Source organism: Streptomyces sp. V4I2 (assembly GCF_030817655.1).
GTDB classification, from domain to species: Bacteria; Actinomycetota; Actinomycetes; order Streptomycetales; family Streptomycetaceae; genus Streptomyces; species Streptomyces plumbiresistens.
On record NZ_JAUSZM010000003.1, the window covers coordinates 3,697,571 to 3,721,288 of the forward strand.

General features: G+C 69.5%; 17 protein-coding genes, 3 tRNA genes and 1 pseudogene. 9 read left to right on the plus strand and 12 right to left on the minus strand.

The genetic code is table 11. The features are described from left to right. Nucleotides 1-283 precede the first annotated feature (283 nt). A complete protein-coding gene (locus QFZ76_RS51755; protein ID WP_373464310.1) occupies nucleotides 284-1,174 on the minus strand; it encodes a DUF2690 domain-containing protein in 891 nt (296 codons plus the stop codon). On the opposite strand from QFZ76_RS51755, the pseudogene QFZ76_RS51760 reads away from it, so the two are divergent. From QFZ76_RS51760 to QFZ76_RS17635, 3 genes and pseudogenes are all read left to right on the plus strand, one after another. Next, a pseudogene (locus QFZ76_RS51760) lies at nucleotides 1,173-1,916 on the plus strand (BTAD domain-containing putative transcriptional regulator); the annotation flags it as partial. The gene QFZ76_RS51755 and the pseudogene QFZ76_RS51760 overlap by 2 nt on opposite strands. Nucleotides 1,917-2,027: 111 nt before the next feature. Continuing rightward, a complete protein-coding gene (locus tag QFZ76_RS51765; RefSeq protein WP_373464521.1) occupies nucleotides 2,028-4,739 on the plus strand; it encodes an AAA family ATPase in 2,712 nt (903 codons plus the stop codon). Between the two features lie 18 nt (nucleotides 4,740-4,757). Then, entirely contained in the window at nucleotides 4,758-4,898 is a 141-nt protein-coding gene (locus QFZ76_RS17635) for a hypothetical protein (protein WP_307674644.1), read from the plus strand. Nucleotides 4,899-6,153: 1,255 nt separating this feature from the next. Here QFZ76_RS17635 and QFZ76_RS17640 read toward each other — a convergent pair. Continuing rightward, nucleotides 6,154-6,312 (minus strand): hypothetical protein, encoded by a 159-nt coding sequence (locus QFZ76_RS17640; RefSeq protein ID WP_307674645.1) that lies wholly within the window; start codon nucleotides 6,310-6,312, stop codon nucleotides 6,154-6,156. A 71-nt stretch (nucleotides 6,313-6,383) separates the two neighbouring features. Next, nucleotides 6,384-6,755 carry a TetR family transcriptional regulator gene (locus QFZ76_RS17645; RefSeq protein WP_307674646.1) on the minus strand — a complete coding sequence of 124 codons (372 nt, stop codon included), beginning with the start codon at nucleotides 6,753-6,755 and terminating at the stop codon, nucleotides 6,384-6,386. 137 nt (nucleotides 6,756-6,892) lie between these two features. Here QFZ76_RS17645 and QFZ76_RS17650 point away from each other — a divergent pair, with 137 nt between their 5' ends. Then, entirely contained in the window at nucleotides 6,893-7,732 is an 840-nt protein-coding gene (locus QFZ76_RS17650; RefSeq protein ID WP_307674647.1) for an alpha/beta fold hydrolase, read from the plus strand. Nucleotides 7,733-8,023: 291 nt separating this feature from the next. Here the strand turns inward: QFZ76_RS17650 and QFZ76_RS17660 are convergent, their stop codons facing one another. The 4 genes from QFZ76_RS17660 to QFZ76_RS17675 form a co-directional block, all read right to left on the minus strand. Then, on the minus strand, nucleotides 8,024-8,392 hold the full coding sequence (locus QFZ76_RS17660) for a hypothetical protein (protein WP_307680044.1): 369 nt from the start codon (nucleotides 8,390-8,392) through the stop codon (nucleotides 8,024-8,026). A 755-nt stretch (nucleotides 8,393-9,147) separates the two neighbouring features. Continuing rightward, nucleotides 9,148-9,221, minus strand: a tRNA-Ile gene (locus tag QFZ76_RS17665). 178 nt (nucleotides 9,222-9,399) lie between these two features. Continuing rightward, nucleotides 9,400-9,472, minus strand: a tRNA-Asn gene (locus tag QFZ76_RS17670). Nucleotides 9,473-9,478: 6 nt separating this feature from the next. Next, nucleotides 9,479-9,551 (minus strand) — tRNA-Asn (locus QFZ76_RS17675). A 159-nt stretch (nucleotides 9,552-9,710) separates the two neighbouring features. Between QFZ76_RS17675 and QFZ76_RS17680 the strand changes: the two genes are divergently transcribed. The 4 genes from QFZ76_RS17680 to QFZ76_RS17695 all read left to right on the plus strand — a co-directional run bounded on the left by QFZ76_RS17680 (nucleotide 9,711) and on the right by QFZ76_RS17695 (nucleotide 15,450). Next, on the plus strand, nucleotides 9,711-10,016 hold the full coding sequence (locus tag QFZ76_RS17680; RefSeq protein WP_266439867.1) for a YtxH domain-containing protein: 306 nt from the start codon (nucleotides 9,711-9,713) through the stop codon (nucleotides 10,014-10,016). Between the two features lie 117 nt (nucleotides 10,017-10,133). After that, nucleotides 10,134-11,588 (plus strand): FGGY family carbohydrate kinase, encoded by a 1,455-nt coding sequence (locus tag QFZ76_RS17685; RefSeq protein WP_266439866.1) that lies wholly within the window; start codon nucleotides 10,134-10,136, stop codon nucleotides 11,586-11,588. Nucleotides 11,589-11,788: 200 nt separating this feature from the next. Continuing rightward, entirely contained in the window at nucleotides 11,789-13,522 is a 1,734-nt protein-coding gene (locus QFZ76_RS17690; protein ID WP_307674648.1) for an ABC transporter ATP-binding protein, read from the plus strand. Then, entirely contained in the window at nucleotides 13,522-15,450 is a 1,929-nt protein-coding gene (locus tag QFZ76_RS17695; RefSeq protein WP_307674649.1) for an ABC transporter ATP-binding protein, read from the plus strand. Before QFZ76_RS17690 ends, QFZ76_RS17695 begins: the two co-directional genes overlap by 1 nt. A 45-nt stretch (nucleotides 15,451-15,495) precedes the next feature. Here the strand turns inward: QFZ76_RS17695 and QFZ76_RS17700 are convergent, their stop codons facing one another. The 5 genes from QFZ76_RS17700 to QFZ76_RS17720 all read right to left on the minus strand — a co-directional run bounded on the left by QFZ76_RS17700 (nucleotide 15,496) and on the right by QFZ76_RS17720 (nucleotide 22,616). Then, nucleotides 15,496-16,785: an RNA polymerase sigma factor gene (locus QFZ76_RS17700; RefSeq protein WP_307674650.1), complete on the minus strand. Its 1,290-nt coding sequence runs from the start codon at nucleotides 16,783-16,785 to the stop codon at nucleotides 15,496-15,498. Nucleotides 16,786-16,891: 106 nt separating this feature from the next. Further along, nucleotides 16,892-18,793 carry a DNA primase gene (gene dnaG, locus QFZ76_RS17705; RefSeq protein WP_307674651.1) on the minus strand — a complete coding sequence of 634 codons (1,902 nt, stop codon included), beginning with the start codon at nucleotides 18,791-18,793 and terminating at the stop codon, nucleotides 16,892-16,894. Between the two features lie 152 nt (nucleotides 18,794-18,945). Further along, on the minus strand, nucleotides 18,946-20,211 hold the full coding sequence (locus QFZ76_RS17710; protein WP_307674652.1) for an NAD(P)/FAD-dependent oxidoreductase: 1,266 nt from the start codon (nucleotides 20,209-20,211) through the stop codon (nucleotides 18,946-18,948). Between the two features lie 135 nt (nucleotides 20,212-20,346). After that, a complete protein-coding gene (locus QFZ76_RS17715; RefSeq protein WP_307674653.1) occupies nucleotides 20,347-21,642 on the minus strand; it encodes a deoxyguanosinetriphosphate triphosphohydrolase in 1,296 nt (431 codons plus the stop codon). A 167-nt stretch (nucleotides 21,643-21,809) separates the two neighbouring features. Next, on the minus strand, nucleotides 21,810-22,616 hold the full coding sequence (locus QFZ76_RS17720; RefSeq protein WP_307680045.1) for a sirohydrochlorin chelatase: 807 nt from the start codon (nucleotides 22,614-22,616) through the stop codon (nucleotides 21,810-21,812). A 342-nt stretch (nucleotides 22,617-22,958) separates the two neighbouring features. Between QFZ76_RS17720 and QFZ76_RS17725 the strand changes: the two genes are divergently transcribed. Then, nucleotides 22,959-23,681, plus strand: a complete 723-nt coding sequence (locus tag QFZ76_RS17725) for a vancomycin high temperature exclusion protein (RefSeq protein ID WP_307674654.1) — start codon at nucleotides 22,959-22,961, stop codon at nucleotides 23,679-23,681. Nucleotides 23,682-23,718 lie beyond the last annotated feature (37 nt).

Sequence of the window (23,718 nt, forward strand, 5' to 3'; positions counted from 1 at the left end):
CGGTCACCACCCGGTCGGACCACGCCTTGTACATCAAGGCCCCTGTAGTCGTGAAGCATCGCGATCCAGACCGGGGTGGCGGTGACCACGCCGCCGTGGTTGAAACACCGAACTGCGCCGGCGGGTTCCGCTGCCGTTGTAACCAAATCCGCCGGAACGGCGTAGCAGCAGCTTCGAGTCCTTGGCGGTGCCGCGGCGACTGCTGTGGCAGTTCGGCGACCGACCTTAAGTCGGCCGCCACGTCACATCACGACAGGGCAAACGCCGCCTGATACGGAACTGGCTAGTACCAGCCCGTGCACCTCCAAGAACCCGTCCAGGAGCCGTCCATTGCCTCCAAGCGGTAACACGAGCGATGTCTGTCGTCCGAGCTGTTCTGCACCATCGGCGTCCAGAAAGCTCCCTCCAGACCTGACGCGACCTTCTTCTGATACGTGGCGAATCTGTACCATCCGTAAGTAGTTCGAAGGTCCCGGTCTATGCTGATCCGAATCGCGTAACAGCAGGTGGGCAAATAGTCATCGACCGTCAGTCTTGTCCAGCGCGCGCTGCAGGTCGGCGAGTGACGCAGTTCGACACTGAAACTGGCTTCCCAGAAAGCCGCTCCCTGCACGCTGGATGCACCGCTGGAACATCCCTTCGCCTGCGGGTCCTGGCCGTTGCAACTCGATCCCGAGCACTCCGCCGCGGCCGCAGGTGTGGCTTGGACCGTCGTGATCACTCCGGCACTCGCGCACATCAGGACCACGAGAACCAGACGCATCACAAATCCAGCCAGGAAGCCCCCTCCTGCCCTCTGGTCACCTGACAGTGAATTCCGTCTCATGCGTATTCTCCTTCGGTCTGACTGTCGATGTAGGGGTCGACTCCTGCCGGCACATCGGTCGCCCTGCGGCTCACGGTGCTTGTCTGCCTCGGTCGCACCGCCGCGCGAGTGTCCGATCGCCGACGGTCTTCCACCGCCGAACGACCTCGCCCCCTTCGTCGACACCCTTGACTCGTTCTGGACTGTGCCCGTGGGTGCCGGCCTGCTCGGCCGCTCGGCGGTGTATGCGTCGATGGTGGCGTCCCGACCTGGTGACGACCTTGTCGAAACCTTGTCCACCCCGCATGCGCCTGCTGTTATGGACCCGCACCCAAGGTGGTGGAGTGGACGGATCAGACGGGTTGGCATGACGGATTTTCGACTGCTGGGCCCGTTGGAGCTGCGGGTGGCCGGCCGAGCCGTGGAGCCCGGCCCGCCGCAGCGACGGGCCGTGCTTGCCTTCCTGCTGGCAGAGGCCGGCCGGCCGGTCCCCGTCGATACGCTGATCGACCGGCTGTGGGGCGAGCGCCCGCCCGCCGAGGCCCGCGCCTCGCTCTATTCGCACATCGCCCGGATCCGTAGGCTCCTGGAGGCGAAGCCGGGCACCCCGGTTCCCGAGTACAGCGACCTCACCACGCCACCGCGTGTCCTGCGCCGCGCTGACGGATACCTGCTCGACGTGGCCCCGGACCAAGTGGACTTGCACCGGTTCCGGCGTCTGGTCGAGCGGGCCCGCGGATCTGCCCGCACGCAGGGGGAACGCGCGCTTGTGCTGCGTCAGGCGTGTGCGTTGTGGCGGGGAGAACCCTTGGGCGGGCTGCCTGGGCCCTGGGTGGCCCGGGCCAGGGAAAGCTGAAAGCAGGAGTACATCGCCGCGCTGGTCGCCTGGGCCGACTGCGAGCTGGAAGTGGGCAACCATGCGGCGGTGGTCGGTCGGCTGCCCGATCTGGTCGCGGAGCACCCGCTGGTCGAGCCGCTCGCCGCAGCGTTGATGAGGGCGCTGCACATCGGCGGACGCGGTCCGGAAGCCCTTGCCTGTTTCGCTGCCTTACGGGAGCGGCTGGCCGAGGAACTCGGTACCGACCCGGGACCCGAGGTGCGGCGGCTGCATCAGGCGATCCTCCGCGGCGAGGACACCGCTCCCGGCCGGGCCGACCGCGGCGAGGGCTCGGGCGGCACCCGCCGCCCAGCGGTGCCCGCCACCGTTGGGACGCTTCCCGAGATGCGTAGCCGTCTGAGCGGCCTGCTGGTGGGACGTGCCGAAGAGGTGGCGATGTTCGACCGCGCCCTCAAGGATGTGGCCACCAGTGAGCCCGGCACCCGGGCGCACGTGGTGGAACTCGCCGGTGAACCGGGTATCGGCAAGACGCGCCTGCTCGCCGAGCTGGGCGAGCGGGCGCGGCAGCGTGGGCTGCTCGTGTTGGCCGGGCGCAGCGTGCAGTTCGACCAGGCTCCGTACGGTGCCTTCGTGGACGCGCTGGACGACCACCTCGCTTCCGCGATGGTCCCGGGCGGCAACCCTGTGGACGCATTGCCGAAGGCGGCCCTGCGCCAACTCGGTGCCGTTTTCCCCGCGCTGTGGGATGACCGCCTGGCGGCGGGGCCTGTGCGGGCTGAGCGGTACTGGCTCCACCGGGCGGTGCGGTCGTTACTGGAAGTCATGGGCGGTGGGGGCCAGGGGCTCGTACTCAGCCTGGACGATCTGCACTGGGCGGACGACGCGACCGCCGAGTTGATCGACCACCTGATACGGCATCCGCCGAAGGCACCGGTGCTGCTCGCGCTTGCCCACCGTCCTCGGCAGATTCCGCCTCGTCTGTCGGCAGCCTTGGCCCGGGCCAGGGCGGACAGCCGGATGTCCCAGGTGGGGCTGGGTCCCCTGTCGTCCACGGACGCAGCACGACTGTTCGCAGGCGACATGGGCCCAGGGCGCTGGCGGCAGCTGTACGAGGTCAGCGGCGGCAATCCGTTCTACCTGGAGGCGCTGACCCGGATGCCCTCCGAGCAGCTCGCGGCGGCCATTCCATTGGATCCGTCAGCCTCCGTGAGAGACGTGCCCCGACCTGTGCGGGACTCGCTCCTGGCGGAGCTACAGACTCTGTCGGATCCGGCGCGGCTCTCCGCTCGTGTGGCTGCGGTGCTCGGCGACTCCTTCGCGGCCACGATGGTCGCGGCCGTCGCGGGGTCCGATCAAGCGCGCACTCTGGCAGCCCTCGACGAACTCACCGCACATGACGTGGTACGGCCCGTGGGAGCCCCGGGCCAGTTCAGGTTCCGCCATCCGCTCGTACGTGCCGCCGTGTACGAAGGAGCGGGCGCCGGCTGGCTGATCAGCGCGCACGGCCGCGCCGCGGAATGCCTGGCGGCGCGCGGGGCCTCGTCGGCCGCCCGGGCCTCGCACGTACAGCGATCGGCGCATCCGGGCGACGAGAAGGCCGCGGATCTGCTGGCGCGGGCCGGCCGCGACGTACTGACCATCGCTCCGGCCACTGCCGCGCATTGGACAGGGGAAGCCCTCCGGCTGCTGGGTGACGACGGCCGCCTGAGGCCGGAACTGTGGTTCCAGAGGGCAAGCGCGCTCGGCGCGGCCGGACGGCTGCGAGAAAGTCGTGACCTGCTGCGTGCCACGGCCTCGCTGCTGCCTGCTCAGGCGGGGGACATGCGGGTCCGAGTCGCTGTCGCCCAGGCCACGATGGAGTGGATGCTCGGCGGGTACCAACAGGCAATGCGCTTGCTGCTCCGGGAGTTGGAGGATCGGGACGGCCGGTCGGAGCACAACATCGCGGAGCTGGAGATGGCGCTCGCCGCCATCTCACAGCGCACGGATGAGTTCTCCACAGCGGTCCGCTGGAGCGAACAGGCACTTGTTTCGGCAGAGAGAGCGGGCGACCCGACACGGCTCGCCCTGGCCCGAGGGCTGCTGGCGCTTGCGTACGCTTCGGTCGGCGAACACGCCCGCTCCCGCTCCCACCTCAGCCAATTGCTCGAGACGCTCGGCGCAGCGCAGAGTGAGCAGCCGGAGTACATCGACGCCCTTTCTGTGATCGGCTGGACGGAACTGCTGCAGGGCCGCTACGACTCGGCCTTGCAACACCTCGACCAGGGACTCGAGTTGTCCCGCCGTACTGGCAACAGCCTGTTGCTCAGTGACCTGTTCGCCGCCTCCGCGCACGCCCACCTGCTCCTCGGACGCCTAGACGACGCGAGCAGATGCGCGGAGGAGGCGCTGGAAGCCGCATCGTTCGTCGGCAGCGAAGAGGCATCCTTGTTCGCCTCCGCCGTGCTCGCCGCGACTCGCCTGTGGCAAGGGGATTACGCCACGGCCAATTCCATCTTCGAGAAGCTGGTGGCCTCCCTGCACACGGCCGATGATTCCGGGCCCCTACAGGTCAGGTCGGTCGCGCTCGGGATTCTCGGTCAGTCCATGCTCTTCAACGGTGACCCGGACGGCTGCGTCCGCATGGTCACCCGCGCAGGCGGCGGCCCCGACCTGCTCAGGTTCGAAGCTTCAACGCGCACTCTGTGGTTCGGACTGCTGACCAGCGCGGAGCTGGCCAGGGGTGACCTCGTCGCCGCCGGCTCGTGGGCAGACCGGGCGGCGGCCTCGGTCAGTCCTGACGGACCACACCACCAGCGGGCCTTCATCGCGCTCTCCCGCGCCGAGCTTCACCTCGCCCGGCAGGACACCGCGGTTGTCGCGGCGCGGTTCGCACAGGAGGCCGCTGAGGTTTTCAGCGCCTGCCGTATGCCGCTCTACGAAGCAATCGCGCGCATCAAGGCTGGCGTCGCGCTGGCCGCGTCGCCTGAGCGCAGGACCGATGCCCTGGCCCAGCTCGAACAGTCGCAAGCCCTGTCCGGGACGCGCGGTGCTCACGGACTGTCGGCGTTGGCCGAAGCGGAGTACCGCCGCATCGCCGACTCGCCCGTACCCTAGTCGAGCCGGGTCACCTGCATGGATGACGGCTTCGCCGCCGAAGACGACATCCTAGACGACCGCGGCGGCCGCCTCGGCGATGTCGGGAGTGCCGTCGCCGTTCCGCGGGAGACCACTCTTGCGGGCCTGCAATCCTTCGAGGCCGCAGGACCGATTTGACTGGGACAAAGACGAAGTCGCTGGTGCGCCTGCCCTCGCCGCCGGAGGACGCCGCCCAGCGAGACACGACCCCTACAACGGCCGCCATGCCGTGGTTCTCTCTACACGCCAGCGGAGGTGGGTCGCAGCCGGACTTCATTCCCAGGGCATCCTCTGGCTCTCTCCGAGCCAGCGGAGGTAGATCTGACCTGGGTGACCCCGTAGCCCGTCTCGCTGCGCGCTCGCTGAAACAGTGCGCCCGTCTCGGGCGGGCCCACCGACCGTGATGACGTCGGGGTCAATGGTCGGATGGATCATCAGGTCGCGCGAACGGCGATGGGGTCGCAGCCAGCCCACGATACGGGACCTCCAGCGACCGCCCCGACCGCCTGAGCAACGAGCAGGGCCCTTCACGAGAGGTCCGAGTCCCCCTCAGGACCGTCTTCACTACGAGCGGTTTCCATGGCGCCTACCGGCCATCGCCAGGACGCACTCTCAGCGGTCACCTACAGCCACAATTCCAGACGATCGCGACGTCGAACTCCTCAACCCACATGCAGACGGCAGGCCGGAGCCAGCCCCCTCGCGGACATCTTCCGGGACCGATGGCCTCACGTTGGCCTCAACGGACGGCTCTGTCGCCGCGCGGTCGCTCGGCGCAGCTTTCGCGAGCCGATATGTCTGGCGCATCCGCGCAGGTCAGGTACACATCAGCCGATGCAGACCGCACTGCGCCAAACTCGCGAGCAGCGGATTTCGATCCGCCAAACCGAAGTTGACGCTCCAACACCTCAAGAGCAACGTTTCCGCAGGTCAGGACACGTTTCAAGTGGGGCGGGTGGGACTCGAACCCACGGCCGACGGATTATGAGTCCATTGGGGATCTTGGCGGTCCTTGCCGATCAATGCCGATTCACACCGTTCTTGCAGGTCAGACGTGCTGATCCGTGTCAGCCCTTTGCAGTGCTTGTCGGTCTGTTCCTGTCCTTGTGGCCCCTCAACGGCCCCTGGAGGTCGATGCGTTCGACGGTCGTCACGGAAGCAGCCATGTCCGCACAGTTCAACCAAGGGGATAGAACCTTCGCACAGCGGATTTCCCTTCCAACGCGCAGAGGCCCCGACCCTCTACTCCGGGCGGAGCCTCTGCGGCCATTTCCGCAGGCCAAACGCTTCCTCGTCACCCTATCCAGCTCAGTCGCCTTCTCCCAGAGCGAGCTGACGGGATCGGGCGGACGTCTGACCCTCGGGTGGTCGGCCCTGTGTCGGTCGACTGCGGTCAGGCTTCCGGACGCCGTGCCGCCGGCTGATCGCTGCTGCCGTGCGCCAGCGAGGCGAGAATCCCCTGGCGGCAGACATCGAGGATTTCGTCCGCCAGCGGAGAATCATCTGGGCATGCCCGCGACAACATGACCGCGCCGACCGAATGAGCGAGCATGTCGATCAGAGTGGTGCGGTCCCCACACTGGTCCGCATCCGCCGGCGTGTCGCCTGGGGCCTGAAGGACCGTCAGCAACTGCTCGATCCCGCGGCGAACTCCGCTTTGATGTCCGCCGGCTGACGTGCGGCATCGCCGCTGAGAGCCGCGATGGTGCACCCGCCGCCGCGCCCGTCGCGATGCTCCCGGGAGACGTAGCTCTCGACGAACTCGGCCGGGTCCACGCCTTCTGCCCGTGCCGCGATCTGCGAGAGCCTGCTCGCGGACGCTTCGGCCATCAGGTCGGCCTTGGAACGGAAGTGCTTGTAGAACCCGCCATGGGTGAACCCGGCGGCTGCCATGAGTTCCGCCACGCCGACACCGTCATAGCCGCGCTCGCGGAACAGCCTGGCGGCTGTCGCGACGATGTGCGCACGGTTCTGCTCCGCCTGCGCCTTGGTCACTCGCATGGCCGGCCTCCCCTTCCACGATCGATACTCGACGGTCAAGCATACATAGATGCCGATCGACATCTAAAGGCTTGACTTTTTAGATTACGAACGTCATCGTATTGCTCATCCCCACCAGAAAGGCTCAGGCCATGAGCGATACGCATGCCACCGCACCGACTCAGTACATCGAGGTCGACGGCGACCGGTTCGCCTACCGCCGCTGGGGCAAGCCCTCCGGCGTCCCGATCTTCCTGGTCCAGCACTTCCGCGGGGGAATGGACCACTGGGACCCCCTGCTCACCGACGGCCTGGCCGAAGGCCGAGAGGTCATCCTTTTCAACGGGCGCGGCATCGCCTCCTCATCCGGCACCCCGCGCAACCGGATGGAGGACATGGCCGACGACATCGCCGTGGTCATCCGGGCGCTGGGGCTGGAGCAGGTCGATCTGCTCGGCTTCTCCATCGGCGGTTTGCAGGTGCAGGAGGTCGCGCTGCGCCACCCGCAGTTGGTGCGCAAGCTCCTTCTGCTCGGCACCGGCCTCCGAGGCGGGGACCCGACGAGTGACCCCCAGGTGCCTGACCACGCGCTGAATCCGGTCCACGTCCTGGAGAACTTCCTCTTCCTGTTCTTCGGCCGCTCGGAAGCCGCGATCGAAGCCGGCCGGGCCTTCTGGGAGCGGCGTCACCAGCGGGCCGACCAGGACCCGCCGAGCTCGCCCGCAGTCGCGCAGGCGCAGGTCGAAGCGGTGATCGCCTATGCGGAACCGCTGCCCGGCGAGAACCCCTACGCCTTCCTGAACGCGATCACCCAGCCGACACTGGTCCTCAACGGCGAGAACGACGTGATGATCGCCTCGATCAACTCCTGGCACCTCGCCCAGAACATCCCCAACGCTCAACTGCTGATCTACCCCGATGCCGGGCATGGAGCGCAGTTCCAGTACCCCGAGCGGTTCCTGAAGCACGCGCTTCAGTTCCTCGACGAGTAACCAGCCGCGCGCGAAAGGCGAACGGCACGTCCTGGGCGTGTCCCCCACCCCCGAAGAACCACTTGAGTGGGGCCCGGGGTGGCGGCCAGCGGCCGGCTGGACGAGTGAAGGAGGGCGCGGGGCCCGATACGGGCGAGAGCGCAAGCAGGAGACGCGGCGGCGGATCATCGAGACGGCTGGGCGTCGGTTCAAGAGCGACGGGATCGACGGTTCGGGGATCGCCGCGCTGATGGCCCAATGCCGGTCGCTCTTGTGGGGGCTGGACACGATTCGCCCCGCCCCCGGCGGCTGTCAGAACATCGTGTTGTCGTTGGCGGCGGTCTCGGGCACGGCCTGTTCGGAACTCCAGTGCTCGACGATCCTGGCATCGAGGACCCGGAAGAGGTCGATGACCGACCGGCCACGCTCGCCCGGCGTGTCGATGTAGTGGCTGTGCACGGCGACCAGGTCGCCTTCCTCGGGCGCTTCGGCGTACGTACGACCCAGTCGGGCACCGGTGTACCGGCGATGACCGCGAGGTCGCGCCGCGCGGCTCCGATCCAGACTCGGCCCACCTCCCATGACCAGGGCATCCCCGGCGAAGGCATCCTGGTCGAGGCCGACCACGCCGGCAGGAGGGCCATCGCCGGCCCGGTCGAAGCGGGCGCCATGCGTACCCATGTCGAAGCGGTATGCCTTCTCGCCACGGCCGCCAAGGCAACCACGCCCTCGGAGTGCGACCGCACCACGGGCAAGGACGAGCAGGTTCGAGACACGGCTGGCGGCGCCGTCGAGGCCGGCACAACACGTGGTCAGTGTGAGGCGGTCGTGAGGAGTGTATGCAGGCGCTCGGCTGGGTTTCCCAGCCGAGCGTCTTGCGTGGTCGGCCGTTGAGTTCGGCGGCGACGGCGTCGAGGGGCTGCGCTCCAGCTCGGCCGCGATCTTCCTCACCGGCGCCAGATGGTGCGCTGACCGCACATGGCTCAGCCTTGATGAACGCGGTGCGCCGTCCATGGGACCGTTTCCTCTTCGGGCCGTTTCCCTGACCTCGGGCCTGTCTGCCAGACGCACCGGCATCCGCGCCGCCTCCAGTGCCGGCCCGGCACTCGACCGTCCGCACGGTGGACGGCAGCTCCATGCCGCCGAACCAGCAAACGGGACCACGAAATCGGCCCGGAAACACTCTCGGCCTGACCCCGGCCGCGCCCTCCCGGCCCCTGTATGGCCCCTGGGTCTTGGGGACGACCCGCAGCGCAGTCGCACGGACCGAGAGCGGCAACCTTAGACAACTACTCCGCCGCAGGTCAGAGGGGTTGGATCTCCCCGGAACGCTGCCGGACCTCAAACCTACGAGCAGCGGATTCCGTCCGTTCAGGCAAAGTTGACGATCCGACAGGACAAAATGAACGTTTCCGCAGGTCAGAGGCTTGTGCAGGTGGGGCGGGTGGGACTCGAACCCACGGCCGACGGATTATGAGTCCGCTGCTCTAACCGGCTGAGCTACCGCCCCATCGCGGCGTGTCGCGTACATGTGTGCGCGCCGTCTGCCGCAGCATAGCCGCTCATACGATCTCCTGCCTCGCATGGTCGGCTTCGCACGGCGTCCACGGGCTTGAGGACTGCGGCCTCGCCATGCCCGGTTCCCCGGGACATGAAAAAGGACCCCTACGGGGTCCTCTTTCAACATGCTCTCCCGACTGGACTCGAACCAGTAACCTGCCGGTTAACAGCCGGCTGCTCTGCCAATTGAGCTACGGAAGATCGAAGCTCCCCCGACTGGACTCGAACCAGTAACCTGCCGGTTAACAGCCGGCTGCTCTGCCAATTGAGCTACGGAGGATTGCCTCGTTGCATCGAACGTACCTCCCTGGGTATTCGCCAGGGAGCGGGCGGTCGCTGCGACACATACATTAGCGCAAGCAGGGGGGTGCTCCGCCAATCGGTTCCCCCCTGGCACCGATGCCGCACCGGAGACCTACACGAGGGAAGGGTGGCCGTCATGCGCTACCGGCTCACGTTCGTCGTCGGACTCGCTCTGGGTTACGTGCTGGGCACGAAGGCCGGACGCGAGCGCTACGAGCAGCTGAAGAAGTCCGCACGCCAGGTCGCGCAGAACCCCGCCGTCCGCAATACCGCGGAGACGGCGGCGCAGCAGGGCCGTCAGTACGCGGGCAAGGCGTACCACGTGGTGAGCGAGAGGGTCGGCGACCGGGTCCCGGACTCGGTGGCCCAGCGGGTCCGCTCCCTGCGCGAACGCAACACCAACGGCACAGCAGAGGACGACTGGGGCACGAGCAACACCTGACCGCACCAGTGTGTGGGGGCGCGCGACCAGCCACAACGCGCCCTCGCCCGACCATCCGCACGCACCCTGCGGCGCCCATGGCCCCAGCAGGTGCGGCGGTACGGCAGAATTTTGGCCATGGGGATAGTCGCCGGGTTGGACAGTTCGCCCGATTTCACTCGTATCGTCGTCTGTGACTCTGACACGGGTGCCGTGCTCAGGCAGGGCTACGCACCGCATCCGTTGGAGAACGCCGACGGCGGTTCGCGGCCTTCCGATGTCGATCCGCAGGCCTGGCTGCTGTCCCTCGGTGAAGCCGCCGGCGGCGGGCTGCTGGAGGGCGTGCAGGCCATCGGCGTGTCCGCGCAGCAGAACGCGGTGGTGCCGCTGGACTCCCAGGGCAACACGGTGCGGCCGGCGATGGCCGGCGCGGACAAGCGGGCGCAGGTCGCGGCGGCCGATCTGGTCGACGCGCTCGGCGGGCGCGAGGCGTGGGCGCAGGCGGTCGGCAGTGTGCCGCAGGCCGCGCAGCCGGTGGCCAAGCTGCGCTGGCTCGCCAGGACCGAACCCGAGGCCGCCCAGCGCACCGCCGTCCTGCTGCAGGCCCACGACTGGCTGGTGTGGCAGCTGCTCGGGCGCCCGGTGAGACGGACCACCGATCGTGGTGGGGCTTCCGGGACCGGGTACTGGTCGGCCGCCACCGGCGCCTACCGGCCCGATCTCGTCGAGCTGGCGCTCGGTCACCAGGTCATGCTGCCCGAGGTGATCGGGCCCTCCGACGCGGCCGGTACGACTCCGGAGGGGCTGCTGATCTCCGCCGGGACCGGCGAGACGATGGCCGCCGCCTTCGGTCTTGGGCTCGGTCTGGGGGATGCGGTGGTGTCGCTCGGGGCCTCCGGGTCCGTGATGGCCGTGCACCCCGAGGCGCTGGTCGACCAGAGCGGGATGATCACGTCGTTGGCGGACGCCACCGGCATGCACCTGCCGGTCGTCACCACGCTGAACGCCGTACGGACGCTGCGCGGGGCCGCCGAGATGCTGGGGCTCGCCGATCTGGAGAGCCTGTCCGACCTGGCGATGAAGTCGACGCCGGGGGCGCACGGGCTGGTGCTGCTGCCGTATCTGGAGGGTGAGCGGACGCCGAATCTGCCGCACACCGCCGGGACGCTGGCGGGTCTGCGGCGCGAGTCGATGAAGCCGGAGCATCTGGCGCGGGCCGCGTTCGAGGGCATGCTGTGCGGGCTCGCGGACGCGCTCGACGTGATGCGCGGCCGGGGTGTGGAGGTGCGGCGGGTCTTCCTGCTGGGGGCGGCGGCCGAGCTGTCCGCCGTGCAGGCCTCGGCGCCCGCGCTGTTCGGCGCGCAGGTCGTCGTACCGCAGCCGGCGGACTACGCGGCGATCGGCGCGGCCCGGCAGGCCGCCTGGGCGCTGGGGGTGTCGCAGGGGACCCTGGACCCTCGTACCCCGCCGGCCTGGCAGGGGGCGGCGGCGCAGGTCCTGGATCCCGGTGACGAGCTGGCGGTGGGGCAGGCCGTGCGGCAGCAGTTCGTGTCGGTGCGGGAGCAGACGCATCCGGGGGCGTTCCGGTCGTAGGAACGGTCGTAGGTCGGTCGTAGGGACGTCGTAGGGACGTCGTAGGAACGTAAGACTCCGGTATGAGCCGGGCCCGGAAGGCCGTACGAAGCACTGCTGTCGGCTTAATCGGTTGAGGTAACACGGGTGGAGTGTCCGACGATAGGGGCCAGGGGCAACCAACCCACCCCGCCCCCACCGCCGACTCCGAGAGACCGAGCGTGCTCATACGACTTCTGCGGACCTATCTCAGGCCCTACAAGAAACCCATCACCCTGCTGGTGCTGCTGCAGTTCCTGCAGACCTGCGCCACTCTCTACCTGCCCACGCTGAACGCGGACATCATCGACAGCGGCGTCGTGCAGGGCGACACCGGCTACATCCTCTCGTTCGGCGCCGTGATGATCGGCATCTCGCTGGTGCAGGTCGTGTGCAACGTCGGTGCCGTGTACTACGGCGCGAAGACCGCCTCGGCGATCGGCCGGGACCTGCGGGCCGACATCTTCGACCAGGTGCAGTCCTTCTCGGCGCGCGAGGTCGGCCAGTTCGGCGCGCCCTCGCTGATCACGCGGACGACCAATGACGTCCAGCAGATCCAGATGCTGGCCCTGATGACGTTCACGCTGATGGTGTCGGCGCCGATCATGTGCGTGGGCGGCATCGTGCTGGCGCTCGGACTGGACGTGCCGCTGTCCGGGGTGCTCGTCGCGGTGGTGCCGGTGATGGGTATCTGCTTGACGCTCATCGTGCGCGCTCTGCGGCCGCTGTTCCGGTCCATGCAGGTGAAGCTGGACACGGTGAACCGGGTGCTGCGCGAGCAGATCACCGGCAACCGCGTCATCCGCGCCTTCGTGCGGGACGAGTACGAGCAGCAGCGCTTCCGCAAGGCCAACGCCGATCTGACCGACACCGCACTGGCCTCCGGCAATCTGCTCGCGCTGATGTTCCCGATGGTCATGACGGTGGTCAACCTGTCGTCGATCGCGGTGGTGTGGTTCGGCGCGCACCGCATCGACGGCGGGGAGATGCAGATCGGCGACCTGACCGCGTTCCTGGCCTATCTGATGCAGATCGTGATGTCCGTGATGATGGCCACCTTCATGTTCATGATGGTGCCGCGCGCGGAGGTCTGCGCCGAGCGCATCGAGGAGGTCCTCGGCACCTCGTCGAGTGTGGTGCCGCCGAAGGCGCCGGTGCTGGAGCTGCGCCGGCACGGGCATCTGGAGCTCCGCGGGGCGGGCTTCCGCTACCCGGGGGCCGAGGAGCCGGTGCTGAAGTCGATCGACCTGGTGGCCCGGCCGGGCGAGACGACCGCCGTGATCGGGTCGACCGGCAGCGGCAAGTCGACGCTGCTGGGGCTGGTGCCGCGGCTGTTCGACGCGACCGACGGCGAGGTGCTCGTCGACGGCGTGGACGTGGCGACCATCGACCCGGTGCTGCTGGCGAAGACCGTCAGCATGGTGCCGCAGCGGCCCTACCTGTTCGCGGGCACGGTCGCCACCAACCTGCGCTACGGCAATCCGGACGCGACCGACGAGGAACTGTGGCACGCGCTGGAGGTGGCGCAGGCCAAGGACTTCGTCGAGCGGCTGGAGGGAGGGCTCGACGCGCCGATCGCACAGGGCGGGACGAACGTGTCGGGCGGGCAGCGGCAGCGGCTCGCCATCGCCCGCACCCTGGTGCAGCGGCCGGAGATCTACCTCTTCGACGACTCCTTCTCCGCCCTCGACTACGCGACCGACGCGGCCCTGCGTGCGGCACTGGCCCAGGAGACCGCCGAGGCGACCGTCGTGATCGTCGCCCAGCGGGTGTCGACCATCCGGGACGCCGACCGGATCGTCGTCCTCGACGAGGGCCGGGTCGTCGGTACCGGACGCCACCAGGAGCTGATGGCGGACAACGAGACCTATCGGGAGATCGTGCTCTCCCAGCTGACGGAAGCGGAGGCTGCCTGATGGCGGGGCCTGCAGGACGGATGATGGCCGGGACCGGCCCCGACCACCATTCGATGGACTTCAAGGGGTCGGGCAAACGCCTCATGGCCCAGTTCAAGCCCGAGCGGCTGACCATCTACGCGCTGCTGATCTGCGTGACGGTGAGCGTCGCTCTGTCGGTCGTCGGGCCGAAGATCCTCGGCAGGGCCACCGACCTGGTCTTCGCGGGAATCATCGGCCGGCAGATGCCCGCCGGGTCGAGCAAGCAGGAAGTGCTCGACTCGATGCGCGAGCGGGGCGAGGGCTCCGTCGCCGACATGCTCCGCAGCACCGACTTCACCCCGGGCAAGGGCATCGACTTCGATGCCGTCGGCCAGGTGCTGCTGCTCGCGCTCGCCGTGTTCGTGGTGGCCGGTGTGCTGATGCTGGCGGCCACCCGGCTGGTGAACCGGGCGGTCAACCGGACGATGTACCGGATGCGCGAGGACGTGCAGACCAAGCTGTCGCGGCTGCCACTGTCGTACTTCGACAAGCGGCAGCGCGGTGAGGTGCTGTCCCGGGCCACCAACGACATCGACAACATCGGGCAGACCCTGCAGCAGTCGATGGGCCAGCTCATCAACTCCCTGCTCACCATCATCGGTGTGCTCGTGATGATGTTCTGGGTGTCCTGGCTGCTGGCGCTGGTCGCGCTCGTCACCGTGCCGCTGTCGTACGCCGTCGCCACCCGCGTCGGCAAGCGGTCGCAGCCGCACTTCGTGCAGCAGTGGCGCACCACCGGCAAGCTCAACGCGCACGTCGAGGAGATGTACACCGGGCACGCCCTGGTGAAGGTGTTCGGCCGTCAGGAGGAGTCGGCGCAGCAGTTCGCCGAGCAGAACGAGGCGCTGTACGAGGCCGGCTTCAAGGCGCAGTTCAACAGCGGGATCATGCAGCCGCTGATGATGTTCGTGTCGAACCTGACGTACGTCCTGGTCGCGGTCATCGGCGGGCTGCGGGTGGCGGCCGGTGCGCTGTCCATCGGCGATGTGCAGGCCTTCATCCAGTACTCGCGGCAGTTCTCGATGCCGCTGACGCAGGTCGCGTCGATGGCGAACCTGGTGCAGTCGGGGGTCGCCTCGGCCGAGCGGGTCTTCGAGATCCTGGACGCGGAGGAGCAGGGCACGGACCCGATGCCGGGCGCGAAGCCCGAGGAGCTGCGCGGGCGGGTGGCGCTGGAGCACGTGTCGTTCCGGTACGACCCCGACAAGCCGCTCATCGAGGATCTGTCGCTGAAGGTCGAGCCGGGCCACACGGTCGCGATCGTCGGGCCGACGGGAGCCGGCAAGACGACCCTGGTGAACCTGCTCATGCGGTTCTACGAGGTGTCCGGCGGCCGGATCAGCCTCGACGGCGTCGACATCGCGAAGATGTCCCGGGACGAACTGCGCTCCGGGATCGGCATGGTGCTCCAGGACACCTGGCTGTTCGGCGGCACGATCGCCGAGAACATCGCGTACGGCGCCTCGCGCGAGGTCACGCGCGGGGAGATCGAGGAGGCGGCGCGCGCGGCCCACGCGGACCGGTTCGTGCGGACGCTGCCCGACGGCTACGACACCGTGATCGACGACGAGGGCAGCGGGGTCAGCGCCGGTGAGAAGCAGCTGATCACCATCGCGCGGGCGTTCCTGTCCGACCCGGTGATCCTTGTCCTCGACGAGGCGACGAGTTCGGTGGACACCCGGACCGAGGTGCTGATCCAGAAGGCGATGGCCAAGCTCGCGCACGGGCGTACGTCGTTCGTCATCGCGCACCGGCTGTCGACGATCCGGGACGCGGACACGATTCTGGTGATGGAGAACGGGTCGATCGTGGAGCAGGGCGCGCACGCGGATCTGCTGGCGGCCGACGGGGCGTACGCGCGGCTGTACAAGGCGCAGTTCGCGCAGGCGGTGGCCGAGGTGGACTGAGCGGGTCGCCCGGTGTCGGGGTGCCGCTGCGGCGGCACCCCGCGCTCAGTCCAGGTAACCCCTCAGCTGGTCCGCGAAGGCGTGGTCACGGAGTTTGTTCAGGGTCTTCGACTCGATCTGGCGGATCCTCTCCCGGGTCACGCCGAAGATGCGGCCTATCTCCTCCAGGGTGCGCGGGCGGCCGTCGGCGAGGCCGTAGCGGAGTTGTACGACCTTCCGCTCCCGCTCCCCGAGGGTCGACAGCACCGCTTCCAGGTGCTCCCTGAGCAGCAGGAACGCAGCGGACTCGACGGGTGATGCGGCGTCGCCGTCCTCTATGAGGTCGCCGAGGGCCACGTCGTCCTCCTCGCCCACGGGGGCGTGCAGGGAGACGGGTTCCTGGGCCAGGCGCAGGACCTCGCTGACCCGCTCCGGGGCCAGGTCCAGGTGGGCGGCGACCTCTTCCGGCGTCGGTTCGTAGCCCCGTTCCTGGAGCATGCGGCGCTGGACGCGGACGACCCGGTTGATCAGCTCGACGACGTGGACCGGGACGCGGATGGTGCGGGCCTGGTCGGCGAGGGCGCGGGACATGGCCTGGCGGATCCACCAGGTGGCGTAGGTGGAGAACTTGTAGCCGCGGGCGTAGTCGAACTTCTCGACGGCCCTGATCAGGCCCAGGTTGCCCTCCTGGACGAGGTCGAGCATGGTCAGTCCGCGGCCCACGTACCGCTTGGCGACGGACACGACCAGCCGCAGGTTCGCCTCGATCAGGCGGCGCTTGGCCATGCGGCCCATCACGATCAGCTTGTCCAGGTCGAGGGCCAACTGGCTTTCGACGTCGGGGGTGTTGCTCAGCTTCTCCTCGGCGAACAGGCCGGCCTCGACCCGGCGGGCCAGTTCGACCTCCTCGGCCGCGGTGAGCAGCGGGATGCGGCCGATCTCCCGCAGGTACTGGCGGAACAGGTCCGAGGAGGGGGCGCCGTTGTCGGCGCGGCCGCGGGGCGGCTCGGGAACCTCGACGGATTCGGGGGCCTCGGCGCTGTCCAGCGCGTCGGCCGGCGGGGCCTCGGGCTCCGCCTCGGGGTGGTGCACGGCACGGTTCTGCGGCGGGACCGCGACGAGCGTGTCGGTCTCCGTGTCCGGTTCCGTGCCGTCGGTACGCGTGTCGGTCTGGGCGAGGGTCTGGGTCTGCACGGGGGCGACCTCCAGGATGATCGCTGCTGAGGTGTGCGGCAGCGCTGCTTCGGGAGCGGAGTCGACGGCCTCGCCGCTGTCCGTCCCGTACGCGATGAGCGGAACCGCGGGGGTGTGGGATCCGTTGGGGACGGATCGGCCGCGCTCCGAGGACTCAGGCACCGGAACCCAGTGTGGAGTACGACACATCGCCGCCACGAGGGGCGTGCGGGGACTTTTTGAGTCCGGTCCGTGACCGGGTGGTTACCGTGACGATCGCCGCCCGGCCTCAGAGTGCCGCGGGGCCCTGTTCCTGGAGTGCCCTGTCGTACCGCGTGAGGATCATCATCTCGTTCTGGATGGCGGCGACCTGGGCCGGGTCCGCGTTGTGGCCGAGCCGGGTCAGGGCGCTCTGGAGATCCGGGATACGGCGGGCCACCGCCCTGCGGCGCACGGTCACCAGCTGTTCGCCCGCGTAGTTCTCGTCGACCGTCTTGCGCATGATCGCCTCGACCGCGAGTTCCGTGACCATCGCGCGCACGGCGTCGTCCGGGGCCGCGTCACGGACCCGGACCAGGTACTCCTGCGAGTCCTGGACGCCGTACTCGGCGCCGCCCGCGTCCATGATCGCCTGGCGTACGGCCGCGTAGGGCGGGGCGGTGAACTCGTCGATGCCGTACGCGTCGAAGGCCGGGGAGACCAGCTCGGGGCGCTGGAGGGCGAGCTTGAGGAGCTCGCGCTCGGTGGCGTAGACGGGGTTGCGGAGGTTGAGGGCCGGTCCTGACACGGCGGGCCGGGACGGGGCGTCGTACTGCTGCCCGCGGACCCGCTGCGGTGCCGGGCCCTGGCCGCCGCGGTCGCGGGCCCAACGGGCCAGCTGGGCGACCCGCTTGACGACGAACTGGGTGTCGAGGATGCCGAGCATGCCGGCGAGCTGCACGGCGACCTCGTGCTGGGCGCCGGTGTTCTTGATGCGGGCGACGATGGGGGCGGCCTCGTCCAGCGCCGCCGCGCGGCCCGCCGGGGTGTCCAGGTCGTAGCGGACGACGATCTGGCGCAGCGCGAACTCGAAGAGCGGGGTGCGGGGTTCGACCAGGTCGGCGACCGCCTCGTCGCCCTTGGCCAGGCGCAGGTCGCAGGGGTCCATGTTGTCGGGGGCGATCGCGATGTACGTCTCGGCGGCGAACTTCTGGTCGTCCTCGAAGGCGCGCAGGGCGGCCTTCTGGCCGGCCGCGTCGCCGTCGAAGGTGAAGATCACGCGGGCCGAGCCGTTGTCCATCAGCAGACGGCGGAGGATCTTGATGTGGTCGCTGCCGAAGGCCGTACCGCAGGTCGCGATCGCCGTCGTCACTCCTGCCAGGTGGCAGGCCATGACGTCCGTGTAGCCCTCGACCACGACCGCGCGGCTCGACTTGGCGATGTCCTTCTTCGCCAGGTCGATGCCGTAGAGGACCTGGGACTTCCGGTAGATCGCCGTGTCGGGGGTGTTGAGGTACTTGGGGCCGTTGTCCGTCTCGTAGAGCTTGCGGGCGCCGAAGCCGACCACTTCCCCGCCGATGTCGCGGATGGGCCACATCAGGCGGCCGCGGAAGCGGTCGATGGGGCCGCGGCGGCCCTCCTGGGAGAGGCCGGAGAGGAGGAGCTCCTTGTCGGTGAAACCCTTGCCGCGGAGGTAGCGGGTGAGGTGGTCCCAGCCCTGGGGGCTGTAGCCGACGGAGAAGTGCTCGGCGGCGGACTGGTCGAAGCCGCGCTCGGCGAGGAACTTGCGGCCGGTCTCGGCCTCGGGGCTGGTGGCCAGCTGCTCCACGTACCACTGGGCGGCGACCTTGTGGGCCTCGACCAGGCGGATGCGTTCGCCGCGCTGGTGGGAGGGGTTGTACCCGCCCTCCTCGTAGCGCAGCGTGATGCCGGCCTGGGCGGCGAGGCGCTCGACCGCCTCGGAGAAGGAGAGGTGGTCGACCTTCATCACGAACGTGATGGTGTCGCCGCCCTCCTGGCAGCCGAAGCAGTGGAAGAGCCCCTTGCTCGGGCTGACCTGGAAGGACGGCGACTTCTCGTCGTGGAAGGGGCACAGCCCTTTGAGGTTGCCGCCGCCCGCGTTCCGCAGCTGGAGGTACTCGGACACCACGGCGTCGATCGGGACCGCGTCCCGTACCGCCTTCACGTCCTCGTCGTTGATCCGTCCTGCCACGAGGTGAGTCTACGGGGCAGAACTGACACTCATGGGGCGCGGTGACCGACCCCCGGCCGGGGGTCCGGCCCGCCGTGCAGCGGCTATGGGATACAGCGTCCCCCGGGAATTGCAGCACGGGTGCGGTGTGACAGTCGATCGCACTCGTCAGGTCATGAGGCCAGGCTGTCCAGCGGAACGTGCGGGTCCGCGAGCGCCTCGGTGTCCACCTGAGCCTTGGTACGAATCAGCTGCTGGATGGGCTCTGTGACGTCCCACACGTTCACGTTCATCCCGGCCAGCACCCGGTTCTCCTTCACCCAGAAGGCGATGAACTCACGCTTTCCCGCGTCTCCCCGGATCACCACTTCGTCGTAGGACCCCGGGGGCGCCCAGCCGCTGTACTCCATCCCCATGTCGTACTGGTCGGAGAAGAAGTAGGGCACCCGGTCGTAGGTGAGCTCGCGGCCGAGCATCGCGCGGGCCGCCGCCGGACCGCCGTTCAGGGCGTTGGCCCAGTGCTCGACGCGCAGCCGGGCGCCGTAGAGGGCGTGGTGGAAGGAGGCCACGTCGCCGGCCGCGTAGATGTCGGGGTCGGAGGTGCGCAGCTGTTCGTCGACCACCACGCCGCCGCCGTGCGCGCGCTCGGCGATCCGCAGGCCCGCCGCCTCCGCGAGACCGACGCGGGGGGCCGCTCCGACCGCCGCGAGGACGTCGTGCGCGGGGTGCTCCTCGCCGTCGTCGGTGCGGGCCGCGAGGACCACGCCGTCCTGGCCGACGATCTCGGTCAGCCGGGCGCCGAAGTGGAAGCGGACGCCGTGCTCGCGGTGCAGCTCGGCGAAGAGGTTGCCGAGCTCGGGGCCGAGGGCCGCGTGCAGCGGAGTCTGGTTGTGCTCGACGACGGTGACCTCGGCGCCGTACTCGCGGGCCGCCGCCGCGACCTCCAGGCCGATCCACCCGGCGCCGGCGATCACGATGTGGCCGTTGTCCCGGCCGAGGGCGGCCAGCACGCCCTTGAGGCGCTCGGCGTGGGCGAGGCGCCGCAGATGGTGGACGCCCGCGAGGCCGGTACCCGGGATGTCCAGGCGGCGCGGCTCGGCGCCGGTGGCCAGAAGCAGCTTGTCGTAGCGGACGACGGTGCCGTCCTCGCCGAAGCGGACCGTCTTCGCGGTGCGGTCGACGGCGTCCACCGTCTGGCCGAGGTGCAGCTCGATGTCGTTGCGCGCGTACCAGGCCGGTTCGTGCACGAAGACGCTGTCGCGCTCCTCTTTGCCGAGGAGGTAGCCCTTGGACAGGGGCGGGCGCTCGTACGGGTGGTCGCGTTCGTCGCAGATCAGTATCACGCGGCCGGTGAAGCCCTCCGCTCGGAGCGTCTCGGCCGCCTTCGCGCCGGCGAGACCGCCACCGACGATGACGAATGTCTGATCCGCGTCGACCACTTGATGCCTCCTCGTAAGGGTGCCGCCACATGCGAGCGTCCCGCACGCAGCGTGATGCGGGAAGAGGGAGTGCCCCGTTCAGGCCACGGAGGGTCACGTTCGGGCTTGTTTCACATCACTCCTACCTCGGCAGTCTCAAAGGTGCCCCGTCAGGTGTGCGTGAAGCGAACGGGCCGAGGCGTCGGTCAGGGACGCGATCTGGTCGACGATCACCCGCTTGCGCGCGCGGTCGTCGGACGCCCGGTCGAACAGGGCGCGGAACTGGGGGTCCAGGCCGTCCGGCGCGCGGACGGTGAGCGCCTCGGCCAGCTCGGCGACCACGATCCGCTGGTCGGCGCGGAGCCTCTCCTGCTCGGCGCGCTGCATGACGTACCGGTCGGCGACCGCCTTGAGGACCGCGCACTCGAGGCGGATCTCGTGGGGCACGACCAGTTCGGCGGTGTAGCGGGTGAGCCGCCCGGTGCCGTACGCCGCCCGTGTGGCGGCCTCGGCGGCGAGGCAGAAGCGGCCGATGAGCTGGCTGGTGGCGTCCTTGAGGCGGGCCTGGGCGACGGCCGAGCCGTCGTAGCCGTGCGGCCACCACTCCTGGTCCTGGAGGCGGTCGAGGGCCTCGGCGAGTTCGGCGGGGTCGGTGTCCTCGGGGACGTACCGGCCGATGGCGACCGCGAAGACCGCCCGGCGTTCCGGTTCGGCGTGCAGGCAGTTGGGGTCGATGTGGCCGGCGTGCAGGCCGTCCTCGACGTCGTGCACGGAGTACGCGACGTCGTCGGACCAGTCCATGACCTGGGCCTCGAAGGTGGTGCGGGTGCCGGGGGCACCCTTGCGGACCCAGTCGAAGACGGGGCGGTCGTCATCGTAGACGCCGAACTTCGGGGACTTCGGGTCGGCGGGGTGGGCGCCTCGGGGCCAGGGGTACTTGGTGGCGGCGTCCAACGTGGCCCGGGTGAGGTTGAGGCCGACGGAGCCTTCGGCGGTGAAGCGCTTGGGCTCGATGCGGGTCAGGAGCCTCAGCGACTGGGCGTTGCCCTCGAAGCCGCCGCAGTCGTCGGCGAACTCGTTCAGTGCCACTTCGCCGTTGTGGCCGAACGGGGGGTGGCCGAGGTCGTGGGAGAGGCAGGCGGCCTCCACCAGGTCGGGGTCGCACCCGAGGGCTGCGCCGAGTTCGCGGCCCACCTGGGCGCACTCCAGGGAGTGGGTGAGGCGGGTGCGAGGGCTGGCGTCCCAGACCTGGCTGCGTGTGCCGGGCGTTACCACTTGGGTCTTGCCGGCGAGTCTTCTGAGCGCGGAGGAGTGGAGTACGCGGGCTCGGTCGCGTTGGAAGGCGGTGCGACCTGGGCGTTTGTCCGGTTCGGTGGCCCAGCGGTCGACTGACGTCGGGTCGTAGCCGGGGGGTGGGATGTGGTTCTTGTGTGCGGGGTCGGTGCCTTCCATGTCTCGACAGTAAGGGCAGGTGGTGACAATTGGGGCTGCGCCTGTGCGTCTGCCGGGGTCTGTTGTGTCGCGGGTGCGGGTTGTCTTGGGCTGGTCGCGCCCACGCGGCGGAGCCGCACATCGACACAGCCCCGCGCCCCTAGGGGCGTCAGCCCTCGCCGGCGTTCCTAAGCCGAGGCCAGTGCCGGTTCCGTTGTCATCGCCGTTGCCAGGGACTGGTCGTAGCGGTGGAGGACGAGACGGGCCATCGCGGGGTGAGTACCGAGGGGAGCTGCGGCTATCCAGGGGGCCGCTTCCGCGCACTGGGTGGCGAAGAGGCCCGGGGCCGTGAAGTAGGAGGCCACCGCCACTCGGTCGCGGCCTCGGGCTGCGAGGGCGCGGATCGCCGTGTCGACCGTCGGGGTGGCGGCGGAGGCGTAGGCCGGGAGCACCGGTACGCCCAGGCGCTTCGCGAGGAGGTGGGCCGTGCGGCCCGTGTCGATCGCCGCCTCCGGGTCGCGGGAGCCGGCCGCGGCGAGGACGACCGCGCTGGAGCGGCGGGTGGTGTCGTCCATGCGGGTGCGCCAGCCGGCCTCGACGAGGCGGGCGTGCAGGGTCTCGACGAGGAGGGGGTGCGGGCCGAGCGGGGCGGCCACGCGCGTGTGTGCCCGGGCGGCGGCGGCCATCTCGGGGATGTCGCGCTTGACGTGGTAGCCGCGGCTGAGGAGCAGCGGTACGAGGACGGCCTCGCCGGTGCCGAGGGAGGCGAGCGTGTCGGGGAGCAGGGGCTCGTTCAGCTCGATGTGGCCGAGGCGCACGGGCAGACCGGGGCGCAGCTCGCGGACGCGCTCGATGAGCGTGTGGACCGTGCTCAGCGTGCGCGGGTCGCGGCTGCCGTGGGCGACCAGGACGAGCGCGGGCGGCTCGGGGCGTCGGCGGCCGTCGAGGGAGACGAGGCCGAGCTGGGTGGCGAGCTGGCTGCTGATCCGGTTCATGATGTGCGCCGTACTGTCGAGGTCGGCCCCCGGAAGCGGCAGGGCTCCGACGGGGAGGGTCGTGGTCTTCTCACGCGGAGTCTTCTCACGAGGAACGTTCGACTTGCTCGTCTTGCTCGTCGCCGTCATGAACCGATGGTGGCGGCGGGAGGTTGCCACCCCGTTGCACGGGAATGACGGGTGTTTTCGGGGGGTTCACGGTGGGGTGCAGGGGGTGTGTGAGGTCTTGTGACCTGCGGTTTCCCAGGCCAGAGTGAAGCTGGTCACGTGGGTGCGGGCGAACCGGGGGGGCCTTACAGGACGTCTCTGACTGTCGAAAGCCGACCGGGGAGGGACCGTCCGATGCGACTGCCGAGGCCGCGCAGACAGCTGCTCGGGCCGCTGCTCAGACAGCTGCGCACGCCGCGTCTGCCGCGCACCCGTGCCGGGCAGCGGCGGCTGGTGCAGGCCGTGATGGCCGGGTGCGTGCTGGCGCTGCTGCCCGCGACCTGGATGTACGCCGTGACGGGCGACCGGCTGCGGACGGCGGCGGACGTGCCGCGCACCGAGGTCGCCGTCGTGTTCGGGGCCGGTCTGTGGGACGGGGAGCCGTCGCCGTATCTGGCCCACCGGCTGGACGCGGCGGCGAAGCTGTACCGCGAGAACCGGATCGAGGTCGTCCTGGTCACCGGTGACAACAGCCGCGAGGACTACGACGAGCCGGACGCGATGCGCACGTATCTCACGCGACACGGGGTGCCCGACGGGCGGATCGTCAGTGACTACGCCGGCTTCGACACCTGGGACTCCTGCGTCCGGGCGAAGAAGATCTTCGGCGTGGACCGGGCCGTGCTGATCAGCCAGGGCTTCCACATCCGGCGGGCGGTCGCGCTGTGCCAGGCGGCGGGGGTCACGTCGTACGGCGTCGGGGTCGACGCGGTGCACGACGTGACCTGGTACTACGGGGGTGCCCGGGAGATCGTCGCGGCGGGGAAGGCGGTCCTGGACGCGGTGTTCGAGCCGGATCCGCGCTTCCTCGGGCCGAGGGAACCGGGGGTCACCGACGCGCTCGCCGGCGGTCGGTGACGACGCGCCTCACGGCGGCGGGGAGGCGGCGGGGAGG